This is a genomic window from Micromonospora sp. NPDC002575 (assembly GCF_042889525.1).
Lineage (GTDB): Bacteria > Actinomycetota > Actinomycetes > Mycobacteriales > Micromonosporaceae > Micromonospora > Micromonospora carbonacea.
This window is the reverse complement of sequence record NZ_JBIARA010000002.1, coordinates 1-18,964: the sequence shown is the minus strand read 5'-3', so window position 1 is coordinate 18,964 and position 18,964 is coordinate 1. Positions and strand designations below refer to the sequence as shown.

At 74.1% G+C, this 18,964-nt stretch carries 17 protein-coding genes; 11 read left to right on the top strand and 6 right to left on the bottom strand.

Translation table 11 applies throughout. The annotated features are described in order from the left end of the window. The first annotated feature begins 5 nt into the window (after positions 1-5). The 4 genes from ACFYWL_RS03630 (at position 6) to ACFYWL_RS03615 (ending at position 4,168) form a co-directional block, all read left to right on the top strand. Entirely contained in the window at positions 6-344 is a 339-nt protein-coding gene (locus ACFYWL_RS03630; protein WP_386966838.1) for a YciI family protein, read from the top strand. After that, on the top strand, positions 341-1,600 hold the full coding sequence (locus ACFYWL_RS03625) for an RNA polymerase sigma factor (RefSeq protein WP_386966835.1): 1,260 nt from the start codon (positions 341-343) through the stop codon (positions 1,598-1,600). Before ACFYWL_RS03630 ends, ACFYWL_RS03625 begins: the two co-directional genes overlap by 4 nt. Positions 1,601-1,695: 95 nt before the next feature. Next, on the top strand, positions 1,696-2,496 hold the full coding sequence (locus ACFYWL_RS03620) for an SDR family NAD(P)-dependent oxidoreductase (RefSeq protein ID WP_386966832.1): 801 nt from the start codon (positions 1,696-1,698) through the stop codon (positions 2,494-2,496). 202 nt (positions 2,497-2,698) lie between these two features. Next, entirely contained in the window at positions 2,699-4,168 is a 1,470-nt protein-coding gene (locus ACFYWL_RS03615; RefSeq protein ID WP_386966829.1) for an MFS transporter, read from the top strand. 600 nt (positions 4,169-4,768) lie between these two features. On the opposite strand, the gene ACFYWL_RS03610 is transcribed toward ACFYWL_RS03615, so the two are convergent. Together ACFYWL_RS03610 and ACFYWL_RS03605 are read right to left on the bottom strand one after the other, a co-directional pair. Continuing rightward, entirely contained in the window at positions 4,769-6,310 is a 1,542-nt protein-coding gene (locus ACFYWL_RS03610; protein WP_386966826.1) for a GMC family oxidoreductase, read from the bottom strand. A gap of 146 nt (positions 6,311-6,456) precedes the next feature. After that, the gene (locus tag ACFYWL_RS03605; RefSeq protein ID WP_386966824.1) at positions 6,457-7,107 is read right to left on the bottom strand and encodes a TetR-like C-terminal domain-containing protein; all 651 of its coding nucleotides are present in this window, start codon (positions 7,105-7,107) and stop codon (positions 6,457-6,459) included. A gap of 96 nt (positions 7,108-7,203) precedes the next feature. On the opposite strand from ACFYWL_RS03605, the gene ACFYWL_RS03600 reads away from it, so the two are divergent. From ACFYWL_RS03600 to ACFYWL_RS03590, 3 genes are all read left to right on the top strand, one after another. Beyond that, positions 7,204-8,550 carry a carotenoid oxygenase family protein gene (locus tag ACFYWL_RS03600; protein WP_386966821.1) on the top strand — a complete coding sequence of 449 codons (1,347 nt, stop codon included), beginning with the start codon at positions 7,204-7,206 and terminating at the stop codon, positions 8,548-8,550. Positions 8,551-8,720: 170 nt separating this feature from the next. Continuing rightward, complete coding sequence (locus tag ACFYWL_RS03595) at positions 8,721-9,311, top strand: hypothetical protein (protein WP_386966818.1); 591 nt, start codon at positions 8,721-8,723, stop codon at positions 9,309-9,311. After that, complete coding sequence (locus tag ACFYWL_RS03590; protein WP_386966816.1) at positions 9,301-9,906, top strand: copper resistance protein CopC; 606 nt, start codon at positions 9,301-9,303, stop codon at positions 9,904-9,906. The genes ACFYWL_RS03595 and ACFYWL_RS03590 overlap by 11 nt, the downstream gene beginning before the upstream one ends. Positions 9,907-9,985: 79 nt before the next feature. Here ACFYWL_RS03590 and ACFYWL_RS03585 read toward each other — a convergent pair whose 3' ends face one another. Both ACFYWL_RS03585 and ACFYWL_RS03580 read right to left on the bottom strand, forming a co-directional pair. After that, positions 9,986-10,861, bottom strand: a complete 876-nt coding sequence (locus ACFYWL_RS03585; protein WP_386966813.1) for an SDR family NAD(P)-dependent oxidoreductase — start codon at positions 10,859-10,861, stop codon at positions 9,986-9,988. Between the two features lie 25 nt (positions 10,862-10,886). Next, the gene (locus ACFYWL_RS03580) at positions 10,887-11,486 is read right to left on the bottom strand and encodes a carboxymuconolactone decarboxylase family protein (protein WP_386966811.1); all 600 of its coding nucleotides are present in this window, start codon (positions 11,484-11,486) and stop codon (positions 10,887-10,889) included. Positions 11,487-11,812: 326 nt separating this feature from the next. Here ACFYWL_RS03580 and ACFYWL_RS03575 point away from each other — a divergent pair, with 326 nt between their 5' ends. Then, the gene (locus tag ACFYWL_RS03575) at positions 11,813-12,886 is read left to right on the top strand and encodes a carboxymuconolactone decarboxylase family protein (RefSeq protein ID WP_386966808.1); all 1,074 of its coding nucleotides are present in this window, start codon (positions 11,813-11,815) and stop codon (positions 12,884-12,886) included. A 453-nt stretch (positions 12,887-13,339) separates the two neighbouring features. Further along, positions 13,340-14,119, top strand: a complete 780-nt coding sequence (locus ACFYWL_RS03570) for a helix-turn-helix transcriptional regulator (protein ID WP_386967751.1) — start codon at positions 13,340-13,342, stop codon at positions 14,117-14,119. Between the two features lie 207 nt (positions 14,120-14,326). Here the strand turns inward: ACFYWL_RS03570 and ACFYWL_RS03565 are convergent, their stop codons facing one another. Both ACFYWL_RS03565 and ACFYWL_RS03560 read right to left on the bottom strand, forming a co-directional pair. After that, the gene (locus ACFYWL_RS03565; protein WP_386966805.1) at positions 14,327-15,025 is read right to left on the bottom strand and encodes a maleylpyruvate isomerase family mycothiol-dependent enzyme; all 699 of its coding nucleotides are present in this window, start codon (positions 15,023-15,025) and stop codon (positions 14,327-14,329) included. Further along, a complete protein-coding gene (locus ACFYWL_RS03560) occupies positions 15,022-16,113 on the bottom strand; it encodes an SDR family NAD(P)-dependent oxidoreductase (protein WP_386966802.1) in 1,092 nt (363 codons plus the stop codon). The genes ACFYWL_RS03565 and ACFYWL_RS03560 overlap by 4 nt, the downstream gene beginning before the upstream one ends. Positions 16,114-16,347: 234 nt before the next feature. Here ACFYWL_RS03560 and ACFYWL_RS03555 point away from each other — a divergent pair, with 234 nt between their 5' ends. Both ACFYWL_RS03555 and ACFYWL_RS03550 read left to right on the top strand, forming a co-directional pair. Beyond that, positions 16,348-17,334 (top strand): DUF1702 family protein, encoded by a 987-nt coding sequence (locus ACFYWL_RS03555; protein ID WP_386966800.1) that lies wholly within the window; start codon positions 16,348-16,350, stop codon positions 17,332-17,334. Further along, positions 17,331-18,698: a cytochrome P450 gene (locus ACFYWL_RS03550; RefSeq protein ID WP_386966798.1), complete on the top strand. Its 1,368-nt coding sequence runs from the start codon at positions 17,331-17,333 to the stop codon at positions 18,696-18,698. Before ACFYWL_RS03555 ends, ACFYWL_RS03550 begins: the two co-directional genes overlap by 4 nt. Positions 18,699-18,964: the final 266 nt, after the last annotated feature.

Sequence of the window (18,964 nt, the reverse complement as noted above, 5' to 3'; positions counted from 1 at the left end):
CGACGGTGGAGTACGCACTGGTGATCTATCACGACGAGGCCGGCGAGCTGAGCCCCGCGGAGATCGACGAGGACCCCCGGCACCGGGCCTGGCTCGACGAGGTGCGCCGCCGCGGGGCGTTCGCGGGCGGGCAGCGCCTGCGCCCCGGCCGCGCCGGCCGCACGGTGCGCTCCCGGGCCGGGGACGCGCTGGTCTGCGACGGGCCGTTCGTCGAGGCCCGGGAGCAGGTGGGCGGGTTCGTCCTGCTGCGCTGCGCCGACCTCGACGAGGCGACGGAGCTGGCCGCCCTGCACCCGTTCGCCGAGCTGGGCGTCATCGAGGTGAGGCCGGTCTGGACCCGGTGACCTTCCCGGTCGACGCCGCCGTGGCCGGCGCGTTCCGCCGGGAATACCGCCAGCTCGTCGGCACCCTGGTCGCCCTCACCGGGGACCGGGCCCTGGCCGAGGACTGCGTGCAGGACGCGTTCGCCGCCGCGCTGCAACGCTGGCGCGGCGAGGGCGTGCCGCGCCGGCCCGGGGCGTGGCTGACGACCGTGGCGCGCAACCGGGCCGTCGACCGGCTGCGGCACGAGAGCGTGGCCGCCGCCCGGCTGCGCGAGGCCGCGGCCACCCTCCCGGCGTACGACGACGCCCCGCCGCTGCCGCCGGTCATCCGCGACGCCCAGCTCCGGCTGATCTTCACCTGCTGCCATCCCGCGCTGTCGCTGACGTCGCAGGTCGCGCTGACCCTGCGTACCGTCGTGGGGCTCGGCCCGGCCGAGATCGCCCGTGCCCTGCTGGTCCCGCCGGGCACCCTCGCGCAGCGGCTGGCGCGGGCCCGGCGTGCCGTCCGCGCGGCCGGCCTGCGCGGCGACCTGCCGCCGGCCGCCGAGCTGCCCGGCCGGGCCGCCGCGGTGCGCGCGGTGGTGTACCTGCTGTTCACCGAGGGGTACGCGGCCACGGCCGGCGCGGACCTGCTGCGGCACGGGCTGTGCGCGGAGGCCGTGCGGCTGGCCCGCCTGCTGGCCCGGCTGCTGCCCGACGATCCGGAGACCCTCGGGCTGCTCGCGCTGGTGCTGCTGCACGACGCCCGGCGCGACGCCCGCACCGACGCGCACGGCGACCTGGTGCCGCTGGAGCGGCAGGATCGCCGGCGGTGGGACCGGGGCCGCATCGCCGAGGGGACGCGGCTGCTGGAACGGGCCCTGCGCCACGGGCGGCCGGGCCCCTACCAGGTGCAGGCGGCGATCGCGGCCTGCCACGCGGACGCCCCCGACGCCGCGCGCACCGACTGGGCCCAGATCGCCGGGCTCTACGCCGAGCTGGCCGAGCTGACGCCGTCGGCCGTGGTGCGGCTCAACGGGGCGGTGGCGGTCGCGATGGCGGACGGCCCGCAGCGGGGCCTGGAGCTGCTGGAAGAGGTGGAACGCTCCGGCGAGCTGGCGGGCCACCACCTCGTCCCGGCGGTCCGCGCCGACCTGCTGCGCCGGCTGGACCGGCGGGACGACGCGGCAGGGGCGTACCGGCGGGCGCTGGAGCTCGCCGGCAACGACGTCGAACGCCGCTACCTGCGGGACCGGCTGGCGGAGGTCACCGGCAGCTCTGCGGATCAAGCCAAATAAATCGGCAGCAAATGTATATTTCCCCGAGGGTCGCCCGTCGGTCTGACGAACCCGGTCCGGCGTCGCCGGACCCGCCCACGACGAGGGGATCAGACATGCTGCTGGAGAACAGGACGGCGATCGTCTACGGCGCCGCGGGCGCGCTGGGCAGCGCCGTGTCGCGCGCCTACGCCCGGGAAGGCGCCACCGTGCACCTGGCCGGCCACCACCTCGACCGGGTCGAGATGCTCGCCAAGGAGATCGCCGCCGACGGGGGCCGGGCGTACGCCCACCAGGTCGACGCGCTCGACCCGGAGGCGGTCGACGCCCACGCGGAGCTGGTCGCCCAGCGGGCCGGGAGCATCGACGTGTCGTTCAACGCCGTCGGCCTGGACCACGTGCAGGGCGTCCCGCTGCGCGAGCTGGGCCTGGACGACTTCCTGCTGCCGATGAACACCTTCGTGCGCACCCAGTTCCTCACCACCACGGCGGCGGCGCGGCGCATGGTGGAGCAGCGCAGCGGGGCCATCGTGGTGCTGTCGACGTCCGCCGCGCGGGCGCCCATGCCCTCGGGCGGCTTCGGCGTGGCCTGCGCCGGCATCGAGTCGCTGGCGAGGGAGCTGGCCGGCGAGGTGGGCCCGTTCGGGGTGCGGGTGGTCTGCCTGCGTCCCGACGCGATCCCGGAGAGCGTGCAGCACGGCTCGTACGTCCGCGAGACGTGGCGGCGCGCGGCCGAGGCGAACGGGGCGACGCTCGAGGACATGCTCGCCGCCAAGCCGGGCATGCCGAACCCGCTGCTGGGCCGGGCGGTGACCCTGGCGGACGTGGCCGGCACCGCCGTGTACCTGGCCTCGGACCTGTCCAGCGGCCTCACCGGCTCGATCACCACCGTCGGGTGTGGAGTGCTCGTCGACTGATCGCCCGCCGGCCGCCCGGGGCGCGGTCCCCGGGCGGCCGGCGCCCCTCGACGGCGGGCAGGAAATAGAGCAAGCTCGAAGAGCGCGCCGACCGGGTAGCGTGGGGCGGGGCCGGCACGGCGGGGGCCGAGGGTGCCACTGCCAGTGGTACGCATGGCAGGGAGATGGGTAGCGGGGCCGTGGCTACCTAGGGTTCGTGGTCATGGCGGAGAACCAGAGCACGTCGGAGCAGCTCAGCTCCGCGCAGAAACTTGCCCTATTCGTCCTGCTCGGCGCGCAGTTCATGCTGTCGGTCGACTTCTCCATCCTCAACGTGGCGCTGCCCCGGATGGGCGAGGGCGTCGGCCTCTCGCTGGCCGACCTGCCGTGGGTGGCCAGCGCGTACGCGCTGCCCGCCGCCGGCTTCACGCTCCTGTTCGGCCGGGTCGCCGACCTGTTCGGCCGGCGGCGGCTGTTCCTGACCGGCATCGCGCTGCTCACCGTGGCCTCGCTGCTCGGCGGCTTCGCGAACAACGCGGCGATGCTGCTCAGCGCCCGCGTGCTCCAGGGCTTCGCCAACGCGATCGCCATCCCGGCCGCGATGGCGCTGCTGATCACGACCGTCTCCGACGAGCGGGCCCGCGCCCGGGTGCTCGGCCTCAACGGCGCGCTGCTCTCCGGCGGCTTCACCGTCGGCGCCCTGGTCGGCGGCAGCCTGGTCAGCGCCCTGGACTGGCGCTGGGCGTTCTGGATCAACGTGCCGGTCGCGGTCGCCATCATGGTGCTGACCCCGCTGGTGATCAGGGAGAGCGTCCGTCCCGCCGGCGTCAAGCTCGACGTGCCCGGCGCCGTCACGGTCACCGCCGGCCTGCTCGCCCTGGTCTACGGCGTGAGCATGCAGAGCTGGATCGCCCTCGTCGTCGGCGCGGTGCTCATCGCGGCCTTCTGGTTCGTCGAGCTGCGGGCCAAGGCGCCCCTGGTGTCGCTGACCCTGCTCAACCGGCCGAACATCAAGTGGGGCAACTACGGCGGCATCGTCGCCTTCGTGATGGCCAGCGGCGTCAACTTCGGCCTCACCCTCTACATGCAGGACGTGCTCAAGATGGCCCCGTTCACCACCGGTCTGGTGTTCGGCGGGCCGGGCCTGGTCGCCGTCGTGGCCGGCGTCATCGCCGGCCGCATGATCGGCAGGTACGGCTACCGCAACGTCCTCGCCGTCGGCCTGCTGGCGCAGGGCCTGACCACCGTCCCGCTGCTGCTGACCGGCACGTCGACCACGCCGAGCCTGGCCCTGATCGTGCCGTCGCTGTTCCTGATGTACTTCGGGCACGTCACGGCCGTCGTCGCCTACACGGTGACCGCCACCTCCGGCCTGGACGACTCGCAGCAGGGCCTGGCGACCGGCCTGGCCACCCTGGCCCAGCAGATCGCGGTGACCATCGGCATCCCGATCTTCGGGGCGCTCGTGGCCGCCCGCACGGACGTGCTGGACGGCGTGCACTTCGCCATGCAGGTGCAGATCGTGGTGATCCTGGTGTCCGTGGCGCTGATCTGGGTCGGCCTGCGGGACCGGGGCGTCCCGGCCGGGCCGTCGCCGTCCGCCGCCGACCGGCAGGAGCCGGCGCCCACCGCCGAGGCGCAGCAGCCGGCCCCGGTGCCGGTGCCGCGCAAGGTCAGCGAGAACACGGTCTAGGCGCCCCCAGCGCGCCTGTCGGCCGCGGTGTACGGAGCGTCGGTCCCACACCCCCCTGGGCGCTCCGTACACCGCATGTCCGCGTCTCGGGCCGTCCGCCACCCGGCGGGCGGCCCGCGCCACGTCGGGCGGCCGGCTGTCCCGCGCACCGCTTGGCCTGGCCTGCTGGCGGTGCCGGGCCTGCTGACGGCACCGGTCGGAGGCGCGCGGGGAACCCGCCGCAGCGGTCGTCCCTGCCGGCGCCTATGGAGCTGAGTCGCCTACGACATCACGCCGTCCGCCGTGCACCCGGCCCCGGCCCATCGCGGCTCCGACTGCTCCCGGGACCCTTCGGGCCCCGGACCGGCCCGGGTCCGTCGTGGCGGTGGGCGCGTGGTCGACGCGGCCGGCGTGATGTCGTAGGCGAGTCAGCTCCATAGGCGGCGCATGAGGGGTGTCGGGGAGCAGGACGGGCCGTGCCTCGCCCCCGGGCCGCCCCACGCCCCTGGCACGCCCCACGCCCCTGGCACGCCCCACGCCCCTGGCACGCCCCAGGGCGCACGACGAGACGGGCGTCCCGCGGGGTTTCGCACCGCGGGACGCCCGTGTCGGTGGGACCGGTCAGGACTGCCGAAGCCAGTCGGCGAGCCGCTCACCGATCATGATGGAGGTGAGGTTGGTGTTGCAGTTGACGATCGACGGCATGACGGAGGCGTCGCAGACGTACAGGCTCTCGGTGCCGTGCACCCGCAGCCGCTCGTCGACCACCGCCCCCTCGTCGCCGGCCGCGCCCATCCGGGCGGTGCCGACGGGGTGGTAGCCGCTGTCGAGGCTGAGCCTGACGTAGTGGCGCATCAGCTCGTCGTCGGCGACCATGTCCTCGCCGAGCACCACGAACCGCTGCCCCTGGTCCTGGATGCCCGCCGTCTGCATGAACTGCCAGCACTGGCGCACGGCGTCGACGAGGATCTGGACGTCGCGCTCGGTGTCGAGGAAGTTGAGCACGACGTCCGGCGGGGCGGTGGGGTCGGCGGACGTGAGGGTGAGCCGTCCCCGGGACTCGGGCCGCTGGTGCACGACCATCACCCCGAAGATGGTCTTCGCGGCGGCCAGCATCTGCAGCTCCGGGAAGAGCGTCAGGTCGAAGTGGTTGATCATGTAGTACTGGAGGTCGTTGAACTCCGTCGACCCCGGCGCGGTGGTCCGCAGGATCGTCTGCAGGAACGGGTCCTCGGGGCTGAAGCTGCCCTCCTGCGGCACCATGAACGCGCCGGTGCGCGGGTGGTCGATCAGGTCGGCGCCCACCCCGGGCCGGTCCAGCAGCACGTCGATGCCCAGCCGCCGCAGGTCCCCGGCCGGGCCGATGCCCGAGCGCATGAGGATGGCGGGCGAGTTGACCGCCCCGGCGGCCAGCACGACGGTGGCGGCCTCGATCACCTCGGTGCCGCCGCCGGGCCTGGCGACCTCGACGCCGCGCGCCCGGTTGCCGGCGAACAGCACCCGGTTGACCTGGACCCCGGAGCGGATCTCCAGGTTCTCCCGGCCCCGTGCCTCGGCCAGGTAGCCCATCGCGGTGGAGAACCGGTGGCTGCCCTGGCGGTTGGACGGGACGGGGCCGACGCCGGTGGCCTCCGGGTGGTTGTGGTCCTCGACCTCGGGGAAGCCGGCCTTGACGCAGGCGTCGCGGAACACGTGCTGCACCGGGGTCATCTCGTCGTGGGTGAACCGGTGGATCGGGATGGGGCCGCCCTTGCCGTGGTACTCGTTGTCGAAGTCCTGGTCGTCCTCGAGCCGCTTGTAGAACGGCAGCACCTCGTCCCAGGCCCAGGCCGGGTTGCCCAGCTCGGCCCACTCGTCGAAGTTGTTCGGGGTGCCGCGCAGGGCGATGGTCGCGCCGACGGCGGAGGAGCCGCCGGTGACCTTCCCACGCGGGAAGATGATCCGCCGGCGGTCGGTGATCTCGGCCTTGAAGTGCCAGTCGTGGCGGTCCATCGACATGGCGCTGCCGTCGAGCAGGTCGGTCGGGGTCTCGGCCACCGTCGCGAAGTCGGGGCCCGCCTCCAGCAGCAGCACCCGGCGGGCGGGGTCCTCACTGAGCCGGGCAGCCAGCGCCGCTCCGGCGGAGCCGGATCCGACCACCAGATAATCGATTCCGTGCATCATCGGCGTCCTTCGGTGCGTGGGGGATGGGCGATCCTGTCGCCTGGGCGGACAGGAGTGGATGCGCTTCCATTGCGGACGTGCTCGGGACCCGTCCTGAGCATCACACCGGGGGATGCGCCTCGCTTCTCCGCCGTTGCCGTGCGCCGTCAGGCGCGCAGGGAGCGCCGGCGTCGGGCCCGGGCCAGCGAGGCGGCGGTCGCCTCGTAGTCGTCGCCCGCGCCGACCATCAGCGAGCGCAGTTGCGCCTCGAAGCAGACGTCGGCGTCGTACGGGTCGATCAGGTAGCCGCCGAGTTCGAGGCTCACCAGCCCGTGCAGGGCGATCCACATGTTCTGCGCGACCAGCAGCGGGTCCCCGGCGCGGAACCGGCCCTGCTCGGTGGCCCGGGCCACCGCGTCGACCAGCGGCTGGAGCGTGTACTTGCCGTGCTGCCGGTCGCCGTCGGCCAGGGCGAACCCGCCGAGCGCGGCGCTGCCGAACATGACCTGGTAGAGCTGCGGGTGGTCGAGGGAGTTGGCCCGGTACGCGTACCCGAGGGCCATCACGTCGGCGACCGCGTCGGAGGTGGCCCGCACGGTCGACATCCGCCGGTGCAGGCGGGCGAAGCCCTCGTGCACCATCGCCCGGACCAGGTTGTCCATGCCGCCGAAGTGCGTGTAGACGGCCGTGGTCGAGGCGCCCACGGCGGCGGCGAGGCGGCGGGTGGTGAGGCCGGCGGCGCCCTCCTCGGCCAGCAGCCGGGCCGCGGCCTCCAGCAGGGCGGTCGCCAGGGTCGGGTCGATGCGGCGCGGACTCACGTTGACATGATCTCACGCCCGGCGTACCTTCGATGAAGTAACGCTGTTACGTAACTGCGATACGCAAAAGGATCGTCCCAGCTCGTGGAGGCCGCAATGAGCGTCGTCGCCCTCGCCCCCAGAACCCTCTCCCGGAACGACAACCGGCGCCCCGTCGCCACCGAGGCGACGGAGCTCGACCTGACGGTCACCGGGCGGCTGCCCGCCGAGCTGGACGGCTGCTTCGTGCGCATCGGACCGAACCCGATGGGCGGCGAGCGGCCCGGCCACGCCCTCGTCGGCGACGGCATGGTGCACGGCGTGCGCCTGCGCTCCGGCCGCGCGCTGTGGTACCGCAACCGGTGGATCCGCACCGACCGCACCACCCGCGCCCTGGGCGAGCTCGCCCTGCCCGGCCCGCGGCACGGGCTGTCCGACAACGCCAACGCCAACGTCATCCGGCACGGCGGGCGCACCCTGGCCCTCGGCGAGGCCGGCGTGCTGCCGGTCGAGCTGGACGACGAGCTGGGCTCCGTGGCCCGCATCGACTTCGACGCCACCCTGCCGCACGGCTTCGCCGCCCACGCCGAGTGCGACCCGGTCACCGGCGAGCTGTTCGCGGTGGCCTACTACCACGAGCTGCCCTACGTCGAGCACCTCGTGCTGACCCCCGAGGGGCGGGTGCGCCGCAGCGAGCGGATCGAGGTCTCCGGGCCGCCGCTGATGCACTCGCTGGCGCTGACCGACCGGCACTCGGTGCTGTTCGACCTGCCGGTCACCTTCTCGCCGGCGCTGGCCCGCGCGGGCTCCCGCTTCCCGTACGCCTGGCAGCCCGGGCGCGCGGCGCGGCTCGGGCTGCTGCCCCGCGAGGGGCGCGGGGCCGACGTGCGCTGGTTCGACGTCGACCCCTGCTACGTCTTCCACCCCGTCAACGCCTACGAGGTCGACGACACCTGCGTGGTCGACGTGGTGCGCCACGACCGGGTCTTCGACCGCGACCTGCACGCCCCGGGGGAGTCCGCGCCGACCCTGTGGCGCTGGACGCTGGACCTGACCCGGGGCGCCGTCGCCGCCGAGCAGCTCGACGACATCCCCCAGGAGTTCCCCCGCATCGACGAGCGCCGCAAGACGACCCGGCACCGGTACGCCTACACGGTGGCCATGCAGTCCGGCGCGGGGGTGCTGGGCGGCTCGGCGCTGCTGCGCCACGACCTGCTGCGCCGGGAGGTGGCCGTGCACGACTTCGGGCCGCACCGGGAGGCGGGGGAGGCGGTGTTCGTCCCGCGCGGGCCGCTCTCGGCCGAGGACGACGGCTGGCTGCTGACGTACGTCCACGACGGGCGCACCGGCCGCAGCGACCTGGTCGTGCTCGACGCCGGCGACTTCACCGGCGAGCCGGTGGCCGTCGTGCACCTGCCCGGCCGGGTGCCCAGCGGCTTCCACGCCAACTGGATCGGCTCCTGAGCAGCGGCCCGGACAACGGACGGGTTTCCGACAGCACCTGGGCAATCTGGAGGAACTGCGGCGCGGGTCGACCGGTTAGCTTCGCGGCAGCCGCTGTCTCGTTTCCCACGGGCCGTATGGCACTTCTCCCGCGATCCCACTCTCCCGCGTCCTCACGGAAGGTGCAAAAGATGTCCCAACCCCTCTCCACCGCCGCGTCCCCGGGGCTGCTCGCGCGGCTCAACGGGGCCCACCACCGGGCCGCCCTCAACGCCTTCCTCCTCGTCGTGCTGGCGCACTGGGCCGAGCACCTGGTGCAGGCGTACCAGATCTGGGTGCTCGGCCTGCCCCGGCCGAAGGCGCGGGGGGTGCTGGGGCAGTTCTACCCGTGGCTGGTCTCCTCCGAGTGGCTGCACTACGGCTACGCCATCGTGATGCTGGTCTTCCTCTTCGCGCTGCGGCGGGGCTTCGTCGGCCGCGCCCGCACCTGGTGGACCGTGGCGCTGGCCATCCAGTTCTGGCACCACATCGAGCACTTCCTGCTGCTGTGGCAGGCGCAGTCCGGCACCGTCTTCTTCGGCCAGAAGGTGCCGACCAGCATCCTCCAGCTCGTGCTGCCGCGGGTGGAGCTGCACCTGTTCTACAACTCCGTGGTCTTCATCCCCATGGTGATCGCGATGTACCTGCACCTGCGGCCGAACCGGCGCGAGCAGGAGCTGATGACGTGCAGCTGCGTCGGGCACCGCGTCACCAGCCGGTCCCTCGCGCCCCATGCCGCGTGAGCTGAGCCGCCCGCCCGGTGGCCGTCGCCGGGCGGCGGCCACCGCCGTGGCGGCGGCGGTCGCCGGGCTGCTCGCGCTCACCCCCGGCGCGGCCCGGGCCGCCGACGGCCCGGTCACCGCCGAGCCCTCGGCCGGCGCGGTGCTCACCACCGCGCCGGCCGAGGTGACCCTGGGCTTCGCCGCCGGCGTCGACGAGGGACAGTCGCACGTCGCGGTGCTCGACGCCTCGGGCGGGCGGCTCACCGACGCCGAGCCGACCCGCGTCGGCGCCACCCGGCTGCGGCTGCCGCTGCGCGTCGACGCCGCCGGCGACTACACGGTCGCCTACCACGTCACCTTCGCCGACGGCACGACCAGCACCGGGGCGTACCGGTTCAGCGTGGGCACCGGCGTCGCGCCGGCCCCCCTGGACGACGCCGCGCGCCGGGCCAGCACCGACGTGGTGGTCGACGCGCACGGGCACGGCATCGACGGCTTTAGCGCCTTCCTGCTGTTCGTCGACGGCGCGGTCCTGGCCGTGGTCGTCGCCCTGCTGTGGCTGCGCCCGCGCGGCGGGCGGGCGGGGTCCCTGCGCATCGACGAATCCCGGGCCTGACGGGCGAGCGCACGTGACGGCAGCCCGGGCAACGCGCAGCGGCGCCGACGAGATCCGTCGGCGCCGCTCGTGCGGGCGGTCAGGGGATGGGGAAGAACGCGCGGACGAACTTCTCCCACCCGCGCTCACCGATCATCGCCCGCATCTTCGGCAGCAGGCGCGGCGGCATGCCGAGCCGGTAGCGGATGCGCGGGTTCGGGGTGGAGACCGCCGTCTCGAGGACCTTGGCGACGTTCTCGGCGCGGACGGCGATCTTGCCGCGCAGCGGCGGGTTGTCGCTGAGGCGGTACGCCTGGTGCCAGTCGACGAAGTGCTCCCAGAAGTCCCGGTACAACGCGGGGTTGTCGTGGGAGTCCATGCCGAGGTCGGCGACGCTGTCGGGGACGAAGCCGCCCAGGATGGGCGCCGGCTGGAGCACGACCACCTTGATGCCGAACGGGGCGACCTCCAGGCGCAGGGAGTCGCTGATGGCCTCCAGCGCGTGCTTGGTGGCCTGGTAGTAGCCCCGGCCCGGGGTGGCGAACATGCCGAAGATCGACGACATCATGATCACCCGGCCGCCGCCCTGCTCCCGCATGCCGGGCAGCACCAGTTGGGTGAGCCGGCACAGCCCGAAGACGTTCGTCTCGAACTGGGCGCGGACCTCGTCCATCGGGGTCTCGCCGATGGTGCCGTTGAGGCTGTACGCGGCATTGTTGATCAACGTGCCGACCGCGCCGTGCTCGTCGGTGATCCGCTTGACCGCCGCGGCCATCGACTCCTCGTCGTTGACGTCGAGGTGGAGCACCGTGATGCCCTCGGCGGCCAGGTCGGCCAGGGCCGCCACGTTGCGTCCGGTGGCGTAGACCGGCCAGCCGGCCCGGTGCAGCCGCAGCGCGGTGGCCTTGCCGCTGCCCGAGGACATGCCGGTGCCCGACGAGGCGCCGGTCAGCAGGATGGCGCGTGACTGGGTCATGATGGCGTCCCTTCCCGGCCGCGGGTCACTCGTCGCCGAGCCGCGCGATGCGGCTGCGGTCGACCGACGAGCCCAGCCCCGTGGCGTCGACCAGCCGGTTGATGAACGCGAACAGGCAGGCGCAGAAGACCGCCTCCAGCATCTCGGCGTCGCTCCAGCCGGCGGCGGCGGCCTGCTCCCAGTCCGCGTCGGTGATCTTGTACGCGCCGGTGCTCACCTTCGTCACCAGCCGCATGAGCGGCAGGGTGCGCTCGTCGACGGGCAGGTCCTCGACGCTGTCGGCGTCCGACACCGCCTCCAGCAGCTCGTCGCTGCCGCCGAACTGGCTCAGGAACCAGCTGTGCGTCCCGACGCAGTACGGGCAGCCGTTCAGCTTGGACGTCCAGGCCGAGATCAGCTCCTTGAGCTGTCGGGGCAGGGTGTCCCCGCCGAAGATGCCGCCGTATCCGGCGACCACCACCGCGAGCAGCCGCGGATTGGTGGAGGTGAGCCGGAACATGTCGGGCACGAATGGGAGCCCGGTGACCGCCTTGATTTCCTCGTAGAGTTCGGCGGTGCGGCCCCGCGCCTGATCCTCGTCAATCAGCGGGACTCTGATTCCCGGCTGTCTCGTCGTCGTTTCCATGAGCCATCTCCTCGTTGCTCGGGCGATCTGGGGCCAGGCGGACGACGTTGCGTTCCACGACGAAGTAGGGCCGCTGTCGGTGCTGGCCGCAGCAATATCCGACGGGGCTGCGGGGCGACACGGAAACGCTGGCGACGGCGGTCGGGCAGCGATTCCGCTGGCCCATGATGGCACGTCGTCGCAGCTGGAGTGCTCTCCCAGATTGCCTACTGCGGGAACTGTCCCGCGGTTGAACCGACGGCACCGTTGGCCCGTACTGCCTACTGGCTGAAGGCACTTTTCGCCGATAACCTGTTTACAATTCACAGAGACGGATGAGGTACGTGATGCCGGCAAGTGTTCTGCGACCGGTGCTGGGCGCGCTCGGTTTGACGCAGATCCGTTACGTCGACGCGGTGCGTCGGGGGCGGGCCAGTGGCCTGGTGGCCGAGGTGTACAGGCAGGTGGAACGGGACTTCGGTGTGCTCGCCCCGCCGATGGCCCTGCACGCCCCGGCACCGGAGGTGCTGGCCGCCGCGTGGCTGCTGCTGCGGGAGACGCTGGTCGTTCCCGGGGCCGCCTCGCGGGCGGCCAAGGAGGCGGTGGCCACCGCGGTCTCCCTGGGCAACACCTGCCCGTACTGCGCGACCATCCACAACAACGCGCTGGGTCTGCTCACCGGCGTCGGGGTCGGCGTCGGCGCGGACGGCCGTACCCGGCCCGACCCCGGGTCCGGCCCCGGCTCGGCGGAGCTGGAGGGGATCGTCGGCTGGGCGATGCCGGCCGGCGGGAGCCCGCCGCAGCCGCCGCCGTTCCCCGCCGCCCAGACCCCGGAGCTGGTCGGGGTGGCGGTGCTGCTGCACTACCTCAACCGGGTGGTGAACGTGTTCCTGCGCGACGTGCCGCTGCCGCCCGGGGTGCCGGAGATGGCGCTGCCGATGGTGCTGCGGGTGCTCGGCTGGGCCATGCTGGGCGCGTCGCGGCGTCCGCACGGGCCGGGCCTCTCGCTGGACCTGCTGCCGGCCGCGCCGCTGCCGGCGGACCTGTCCTGGGCGGCCGGCAGCCCGACGATCGCGGAGGCGTTCGGCCGGGCCTGCGCCGCGATCGAGGAGGCGGGCCGGCGCTCGGTGCCGGAGGCGGTCCGCGACCTGGTGCTGGTCAACCTGGTCGGCTGGCACGGCGGTCCGCGGGGGATCAGCCGGGCCTGGGTGGAGGGGTTGGTCGAGGGGCTGCCCGAGCCCCAGCGGCCCGTCGCCCGGCTGGCCCTGCTGGTCGCCTTCGCGTCCTACCAGGTGGACCCGACGGTCGTGCGGGCCTGCCGGCTGGCCGGCGTGGACGACCGGACACTGGTGGAGGTGGCCGCCTGGTCGGCGATGGCCGCCGCCCGGTGGCTGGGCGGCCAGCTCACGGGCCCGCGGTGATCAACCTTGGACAGGGCTCGCATCGCCGACCAATTCGGATAATCGCTGCGTCTGTCAGATTAAATCGCCTCGCCGCCTGTGGGAACATTCGAAAGTCCCGTATTTATTGATCTCCATGCATGGTATCGTCCTACTCCATCCGGACCACTTAGGACACTCACAGTAAGCGCGGCCCGATGCCTTTCTGCCCGCGCTTGCACCACCCGAACAGGCCGGTGGACTGGCATTTCTCCACAATTCAAGCCGGGTGATCGAACACCTGTTCCGTCACGGTGCGACGACGATGTCGTGGCGACCCTGGACAGGGCCACGCCGCCGGTCGCGGGATGCATCCCGCGACCGGCGGCACCATACCCGGGCAGGTCGTGCCCGGCTATGGCCGAGTGTCCCCAACGTGTTCACCGAATGGAGTGATTGGCCGTGCACAACGCCGTCGAAAGAGCCATCTCGATCATGTGGGATCGTTACCACGAACCCCTGTCACTCGATGCGATGGCCGATTCCGCCTTTCTCAGCCGCTTTTACTTCTCTCGGCTGTTCCGGTCCAAGACGGGCACTTCGCCGGGCCGTTTCCTGACCGCGATCCGGCTCTACAAGGCCAAGAACCTGCTGCTCGAGACCGACATGAGCGTCACCGACATCGCGTATGCCGTCGGCTACAACAGCCTGGGCACCTTCATCAGCCGGTTCACCCGCAGCGTGGGCATCTCGCCGGCCCGCTACCGCTGGCTCGCCGAGAACGGCATCCCGCAGCTCTCCCGCACCCGCACGGCCGGCCCACGCCGCCGGGCCACCATCTCCGGACGCCTCGTCCTGCCGCCCGTCGACGTGCCGGTCAAGGTGTACGTCGGGGTCTTCGACAGTCCCATCGTGCAGGGCCTGCCCGCCTCCTGCGACATCCTGGAGGCTTCCGGCGAGTACGTGCTGCGTGACGTGCCGGAGGGCGAGTGGTACCTGCGGGCCGCCGCGATCGCGCTCGGTGACATCGCGGCCCGCCCGTCCATGCGCCGCCCCCTCGCCGTTGGCGCGTACGACGCGCTCCCCGTGGCCGCCGGCGTCAACCTCACGGTGGACCTGGAGCTGCACCACACCGGCGTGTTCGACCTGCCCATCCTGATCGCGCTGCCCGAGCTGGACAGCACCGACCCCGCCGGCCGCAACCGGCGCGGCTTCGCCCGCAACGACCGGCGTACCGCCCGGCCGTCACGGGTGCTGCACCGGGCCAAGTCGTGACCGCCGCCCCCGCGCGGCGGCGACCCCGGACCCCGGGCCACGGCCCGGCGCGACGGGGCCGCGGATCGGGCGGCGCAGCCGCTGACGGGGGATGAGGGCGCGCGCCGAACGGGACCCGGCGACGCGCCCAGCTCGATCCCTCTCGGAAGAAGGCGGCGGGCCGGTGCCGTGGGGGCACCGGCCGGCGGCCGACAGCGGTGTGTGAGCTCAGGCCACGGAGCCGGCGACGGGCGACTCCGGCACCCGGAACGGCCCCCAGGTGAAGGCCGGCAGCCAGCGCCCGGGGTCGGCGCTCCACCGCAACGCCCGGATCTGCGCCGCGCTGCGGCGGCCGGCCAGCGACAGGTAGACCTCGTGCCACGGGCCAGCCACGGTCACCGTCGGCTCGCCCGTCCCCGCCACGACCGTGCCGTGCTCGGTCCGCACCGCCAGCGGCGGCAGGCCGTGACCGTCGAGCGAGGCGGACAACCCCTTCAGCAGGACGCCGGAGGCCACCGGCAACGCCGGGTGCTCGACCGGCGGGGCGACGCCGAGCGCCTGACGCAGGTCCAGCTCGTGGGTGAACGCGTCCATCACCAGGATGTGCCCGTCCATCGAGCCCGGACCGGCGAGGAACTCCTCCACCGGCCCGCTCAGCCGCTCCCACTCGGCGAACAGCTCCGACGCCCGGCCGTCGGGGGTCGGGCCGGGGACGCCGCCGGTGACCCGGCCGTGCACCCGCGCGCAGACCTCCACGAGGTGCGCGACGAGGTCCCGTACGGTCCAGTCCGGACAGTGCGCCACCGGCAGCGCGTCGGCGTCGGGCGACGCCTCGGCCAGCAGCCGCGCCGTGGCCTCCCGGACCTGCCGGTAGGCCGCCACGACGGTCCCGGCGGAGCCTGACGGGTGCGGTTCGACGATGGTCATGATCGTGCCTCCCTGCGCGGCGGCGCCGCGGCTTCGACGGGACCCGCCGCGGGCGCGGCGGGTACGACAGGCGCGCCGGCCCGGCCGGCCTGGCCGGCGGTGAGCAGCCCCATGCGGTGCAGCCAGCGCACGGTGTCGACGAGCGTCTCGCCGATCGGCCGGGGCACCGGCCCCGCCGAGCGGGCCACGTCCTGCGGGCGGGCGTCGGCGGCGCAGACGTAGCAGGCACCGTACTCGGCCGGGATGTGCCACGGCCACACCCGCTGCACGAGGTCGGTGGCGTAGGCGAAGGGCAGCATCGCCCGGGCCGGCAGGAACAGCGTGGGCAGCCGGCGACCGGTCGCCTCGCGCACGGCCCGCACGTAGTCGCGGGTGCTCAGGTAGCGCCCCGGGCCGAGGTGCCGCCCGCCGTCCTCGGCCGGCGCGGTGGCCAGCTCCGCGAGCAGGGCGGCGGTGTCCCGGACGTCGCCGACCGGGAAGCCGCCGGTGGGCCACACGGGCATCAGGCCGCGCAGCACGTTGCGCAGCCGGGCGTTCTGGTCGCCGAGCTTCGCATCGTGCGGCCCGAGCAGGGCGGGCGGGTAGGCGATCACCACCGGGTCGCCGTGCGCCTGGTGGCCCCGGGCGATCCGCTCGGCGGCGGCCTTGCTGGCCAGGTACGTCTCCCGGGCCGTGGTCGGCGGCGACTGCGGGCCCACCGTCCCGGCCGGGGACGGCGCCAGCGCCCCGAACGTCGACACGTGCACCGAGCGCCCCACCCCGAGGCGGCGGGCCGCCGCCAGCACCACCTGCGTGCCGCGGGCGTTGGTCCGGCGGGTCGCCTCGTGCGACCGGCTGTCGAACGAGTAGACCGAGGCGGCGTGCACCAGCGCGTCCACGCCGCGGACCGCCCGCGCCACCGCCGTCTCGTCGACGACGTCGCCGTCGACGACCTGCACGGCGTCGTCCGGCACCGACAGCGGCGTCAGGGCCGGGGCGACCCGGCGCGGGTCGCGGGCCAGCACCCGCACCCGGTGCCCGGCGGCGACGAGCGCCGCCACTGTGTGCGCGCCGACGAACCCCGTACCGCCCGTCACGAGCACCAACATCGCGAGCTCCTCTCCGCCCGCGACCGGCGCGGTGCCGCGCGGCGCGACGCCGCCGCCGGGGTGGCGGGCGGCTCGATCGTGTCCCGCGCGGCGGCGGCGCACTACTCCCAGCGTGCCGTTGTCCCGGCCGCTTTGCCGCAGCTCAGAGGGCAATCGGGAAGTGGCTGCGGGCGTCGGGCGGCCGGGAGGATGGGGCAGTTGGATCGTCGATCCTCCGATGAATGGGAGCAGCAGGTGGCCGGCACCATTTACGCGCTCAGGCGTCGCGTCCTCACCCCCGACGTCAAGGAGACCCTCGTCTCCACCCGGGGGTTCCACGTCAAGAACCCGGAGTCACGCACCATCCTGGAGACGGTCGGCTCGTCGTTCCTGACCGGGCTCTCCTCGGCCGCCGGCGCCCGCCGGGTGACCGACGTCGACACCGACCTCGCCCCGCTGCCGACCCGCTTCCAGGGGTTCGCCTACGAGGGCGCGGCCATGGGCTTCGCGCTGGTCGACGCGCTCACCCCGGGCACGCCCCGGCGCAGCGCCGAGTTCCTCGCCGGCACCGGCGACCGGCACGTCTACATGGCGTACGTCGGCATCGGCTGGGCCCTCGCCCGGCTGCCGAGGTTCCTGTGGCGGCGGGCCCTGGCCGCGGCCACCGATCCGCTGCTGCGTTGGCTCGTGCACGACGGCTACGGCTTCCACCAGGCGTACTTCCACACCGCCGAGTACGTGCACGGCCAGCGCGCCGTGACCGACTTTCCGTGGCCGCCCGAGGGCCCCACCGCGTACGCCGCCCGCGCCATCGACCAGGGCATCGGCCGGGCCACCTGGTTCGTCGCCGGCTGCGACCCTACGGTCGCCGCCGACCTGATCGACCGGTTCCCGGCGGCGCGGCACGAGGACCTCTACAGCGGGGCCGGGCTCGCGGCGACGTACGCGGGCGGGTGCACCGCCGACGAGCTGCGGCTGTTCCTGGCCCGCTCGGGCGAGCACGCCCCGTTCGTCGCCCAGGCCAGCGCGTTCGCCGCGCAGGCCCGGCTGCGGGCGGGGCTGCTGGTGCCGCACACGGAGCTGGCCACGCAGGTGTTCTGCCGGGCGTCGGCCGCCGACGCGGGCCGGGTCACCGACGAGCTGATCCCCGCCGGCCCGGACGCCTCCGGCCTGCCCGCGTACGAGGTGTGGCGGCGCGCCGTGGCCGCGCGGTTCCGGGCCGACGCCCGGGTGCAGCCGTGACCGCCGTCGCCGACCCCGCCCGGGTGCGCCCGCCGGGCCCCTCGCCGTGGACCGCCCCGGTGCTGCTCGGGCGGATGGCCCGCAACCGCCTCGACGTCATGCGGGCGGTCGCCGCCCGGCACGGCGACGCGGTGCGGCTGCCGCTGGGGCCGAAGACGCTGTGGTTCTTCAACCACCCCGACCACGCCAAGCACGTGCTGGCCGAGAACCCGGGCAACTACCACAAGGGCATCGGGCTGGTGCACGCCCGCCGTACCCTCGGCGACGGCCTGCTCACCAGCGAGGGCGAGCTGTGGACCAAGCAGCGCAAGGTGATCCAGCCGGTGTTCCAGGCCCGCCGCATCGCCCGTCAGGCCGACGCGGTCGCCGAGGAGTCGGTGCGGATGGCCGCCCGGCTGCAACGCGCGGTCGGCGCGGGCCCCGTCGACATCCGCCACGAGATGACCGAGCTGACCCTCGGCGTGCTGGGGCGCACGCTGCTCGACGCCGACCTCGGCGAGTTCGGCGGCATCGGCGCGGCGTTCGAGGCGGTGCAGGACCAGGCCATCTTCGAGATGATGTCGCTGGGTGCCGTGCCGCCGTGGGTGCCGCTGCCCCGGCAGCGGCGCTTCCGCCGGGCCCGCGTCGAGCTCCAGGAGATCGTCGACCGGCTGGTGGCGCACCGGCGGGCCCAGCCCGGCGGGATCGCCGGCCGCGACGACGTGGTGTCCCGGCTCATCGAGTCGACCAGCCGGGAGACCGACCCCCGGGTGGCCCGGCAGCGGATGCGCGACGAGCTGGTCACCCTGCTGCTGGCCGGGCACGAGACCACCGCCAGCACCCTGACCTGGACGTTCTATCTGCTCGACCGGCACCACGAGGTGTGGGAGCGGATGCACGCCGAGGCCGTCGAGGTGCTCGGCGACCGCAATCCGACGTACGAGGACCTGCACCGGCTGCGGTACACCGCGATGGTGGTCGACGAGGTGATGCGGCTGTACCCGCCGGTGTGGCTGCTGCCCCGCATCGCCCAGGGCGACGACGTCGTGGGCGGCTGGCACGTGCCCGCCGGCGCGGACGTGGTGCTCTGCCCGTACACCCTGCACCGGCACCCGGAGTTCTGGCCGGACCCCGACCGCTTCGACCCGGACCGCTTCGACCCCGACCGGCGCGCCGACCGGCCGCGGTACGCCTACATCCCGTTCGGCGCCGGCCCGCGCTTCTGCGTCGGCAACAACCTCGGGCTGATGGAGGCGGTGTTCGTCCTCGCCTGTGTGACCCGGCAGCTGCGGCTGTCGCTGCAACCCGGCTATCCGGTGACGCCGGAGCCGATGCTGACCCTGCGGGTCCGTGGCGGCCTGCCGATGCACGTCCACGAGGCCTGACCCGCCTGCACTGCGACCCTGGCGCAACCGGTGCCCCCGGCCGGTTGCGCCTCGTCGTGTGCCCCGGGGCACTCGTCGGCTCCCACCGTCCCTCGTGGCGCTGCCCCGCCCGGGTGTCCGCCGAGTCGGCAGCGGCACCGAGTCGTCCGGCGACGGCGACGGCCGGGGGGGGGCCCCCGGGGGGGGGGGGGCCCCGGCCGCCGGGGGGGGGGGGGGGGGGGCCCCGGGCCCCCCCCCCCCCCCCCCCCCCCCCCCCCCCCCCCCCC

Bases quoted from the DNA above. Each gene is read 5' to 3' on its own strand.
- ACFYWL_RS03620 (WP_386966832.1), top strand. From the start codon at position 1,696: ATGCTGCTGGAGAACAGGACGGCGATCGTCTACGGCGCCGCGGGCGCG.
- ACFYWL_RS03615 (WP_386966829.1), top strand. From the start codon at position 2,699: ATGGCGGAGAACCAGAGCACGTCGGAGCAGCTCAGCTCCGCGCAGAAA.
- ACFYWL_RS03610 (WP_386966826.1), bottom strand. From the start codon at position 6,310: ATGATGCACGGAATCGATTATCTGGTGGTCGGATCCGGCTCCGCCGGA.
- ACFYWL_RS03600 (WP_386966821.1), top strand. From the start codon at position 7,204: ATGAGCGTCGTCGCCCTCGCCCCCAGAACCCTCTCCCGGAACGACAAC.
- ACFYWL_RS03595 (WP_386966818.1), top strand. From the start codon at position 8,721: ATGTCCCAACCCCTCTCCACCGCCGCGTCCCCGGGGCTGCTCGCGCGG.
- ACFYWL_RS03590 (WP_386966816.1), top strand. From the start codon at position 9,301: ATGCCGCGTGAGCTGAGCCGCCCGCCCGGTGGCCGTCGCCGGGCGGCG.
- ACFYWL_RS03585 (WP_386966813.1), bottom strand. From the start codon at position 10,861: ATGACCCAGTCACGCGCCATCCTGCTGACCGGCGCCTCGTCGGGCACC.
- ACFYWL_RS03580 (WP_386966811.1), bottom strand. From the start codon at position 11,486: ATGGAAACGACGACGAGACAGCCGGGAATCAGAGTCCCGCTGATTGAC.
- ACFYWL_RS03575 (WP_386966808.1), top strand. From the start codon at position 11,813: ATGCCGGCAAGTGTTCTGCGACCGGTGCTGGGCGCGCTCGGTTTGACG.
- ACFYWL_RS03570 (WP_386967751.1), top strand. From the start codon at position 13,340: ATGTGGGATCGTTACCACGAACCCCTGTCACTCGATGCGATGGCCGAT.
- ACFYWL_RS03565 (WP_386966805.1), bottom strand. From the start codon at position 15,025: ATGACCATCGTCGAACCGCACCCGTCAGGCTCCGCCGGGACCGTCGTG.
- ACFYWL_RS03560 (WP_386966802.1), bottom strand. From the start codon at position 16,113: ATGTTGGTGCTCGTGACGGGCGGTACGGGGTTCGTCGGCGCGCACACA.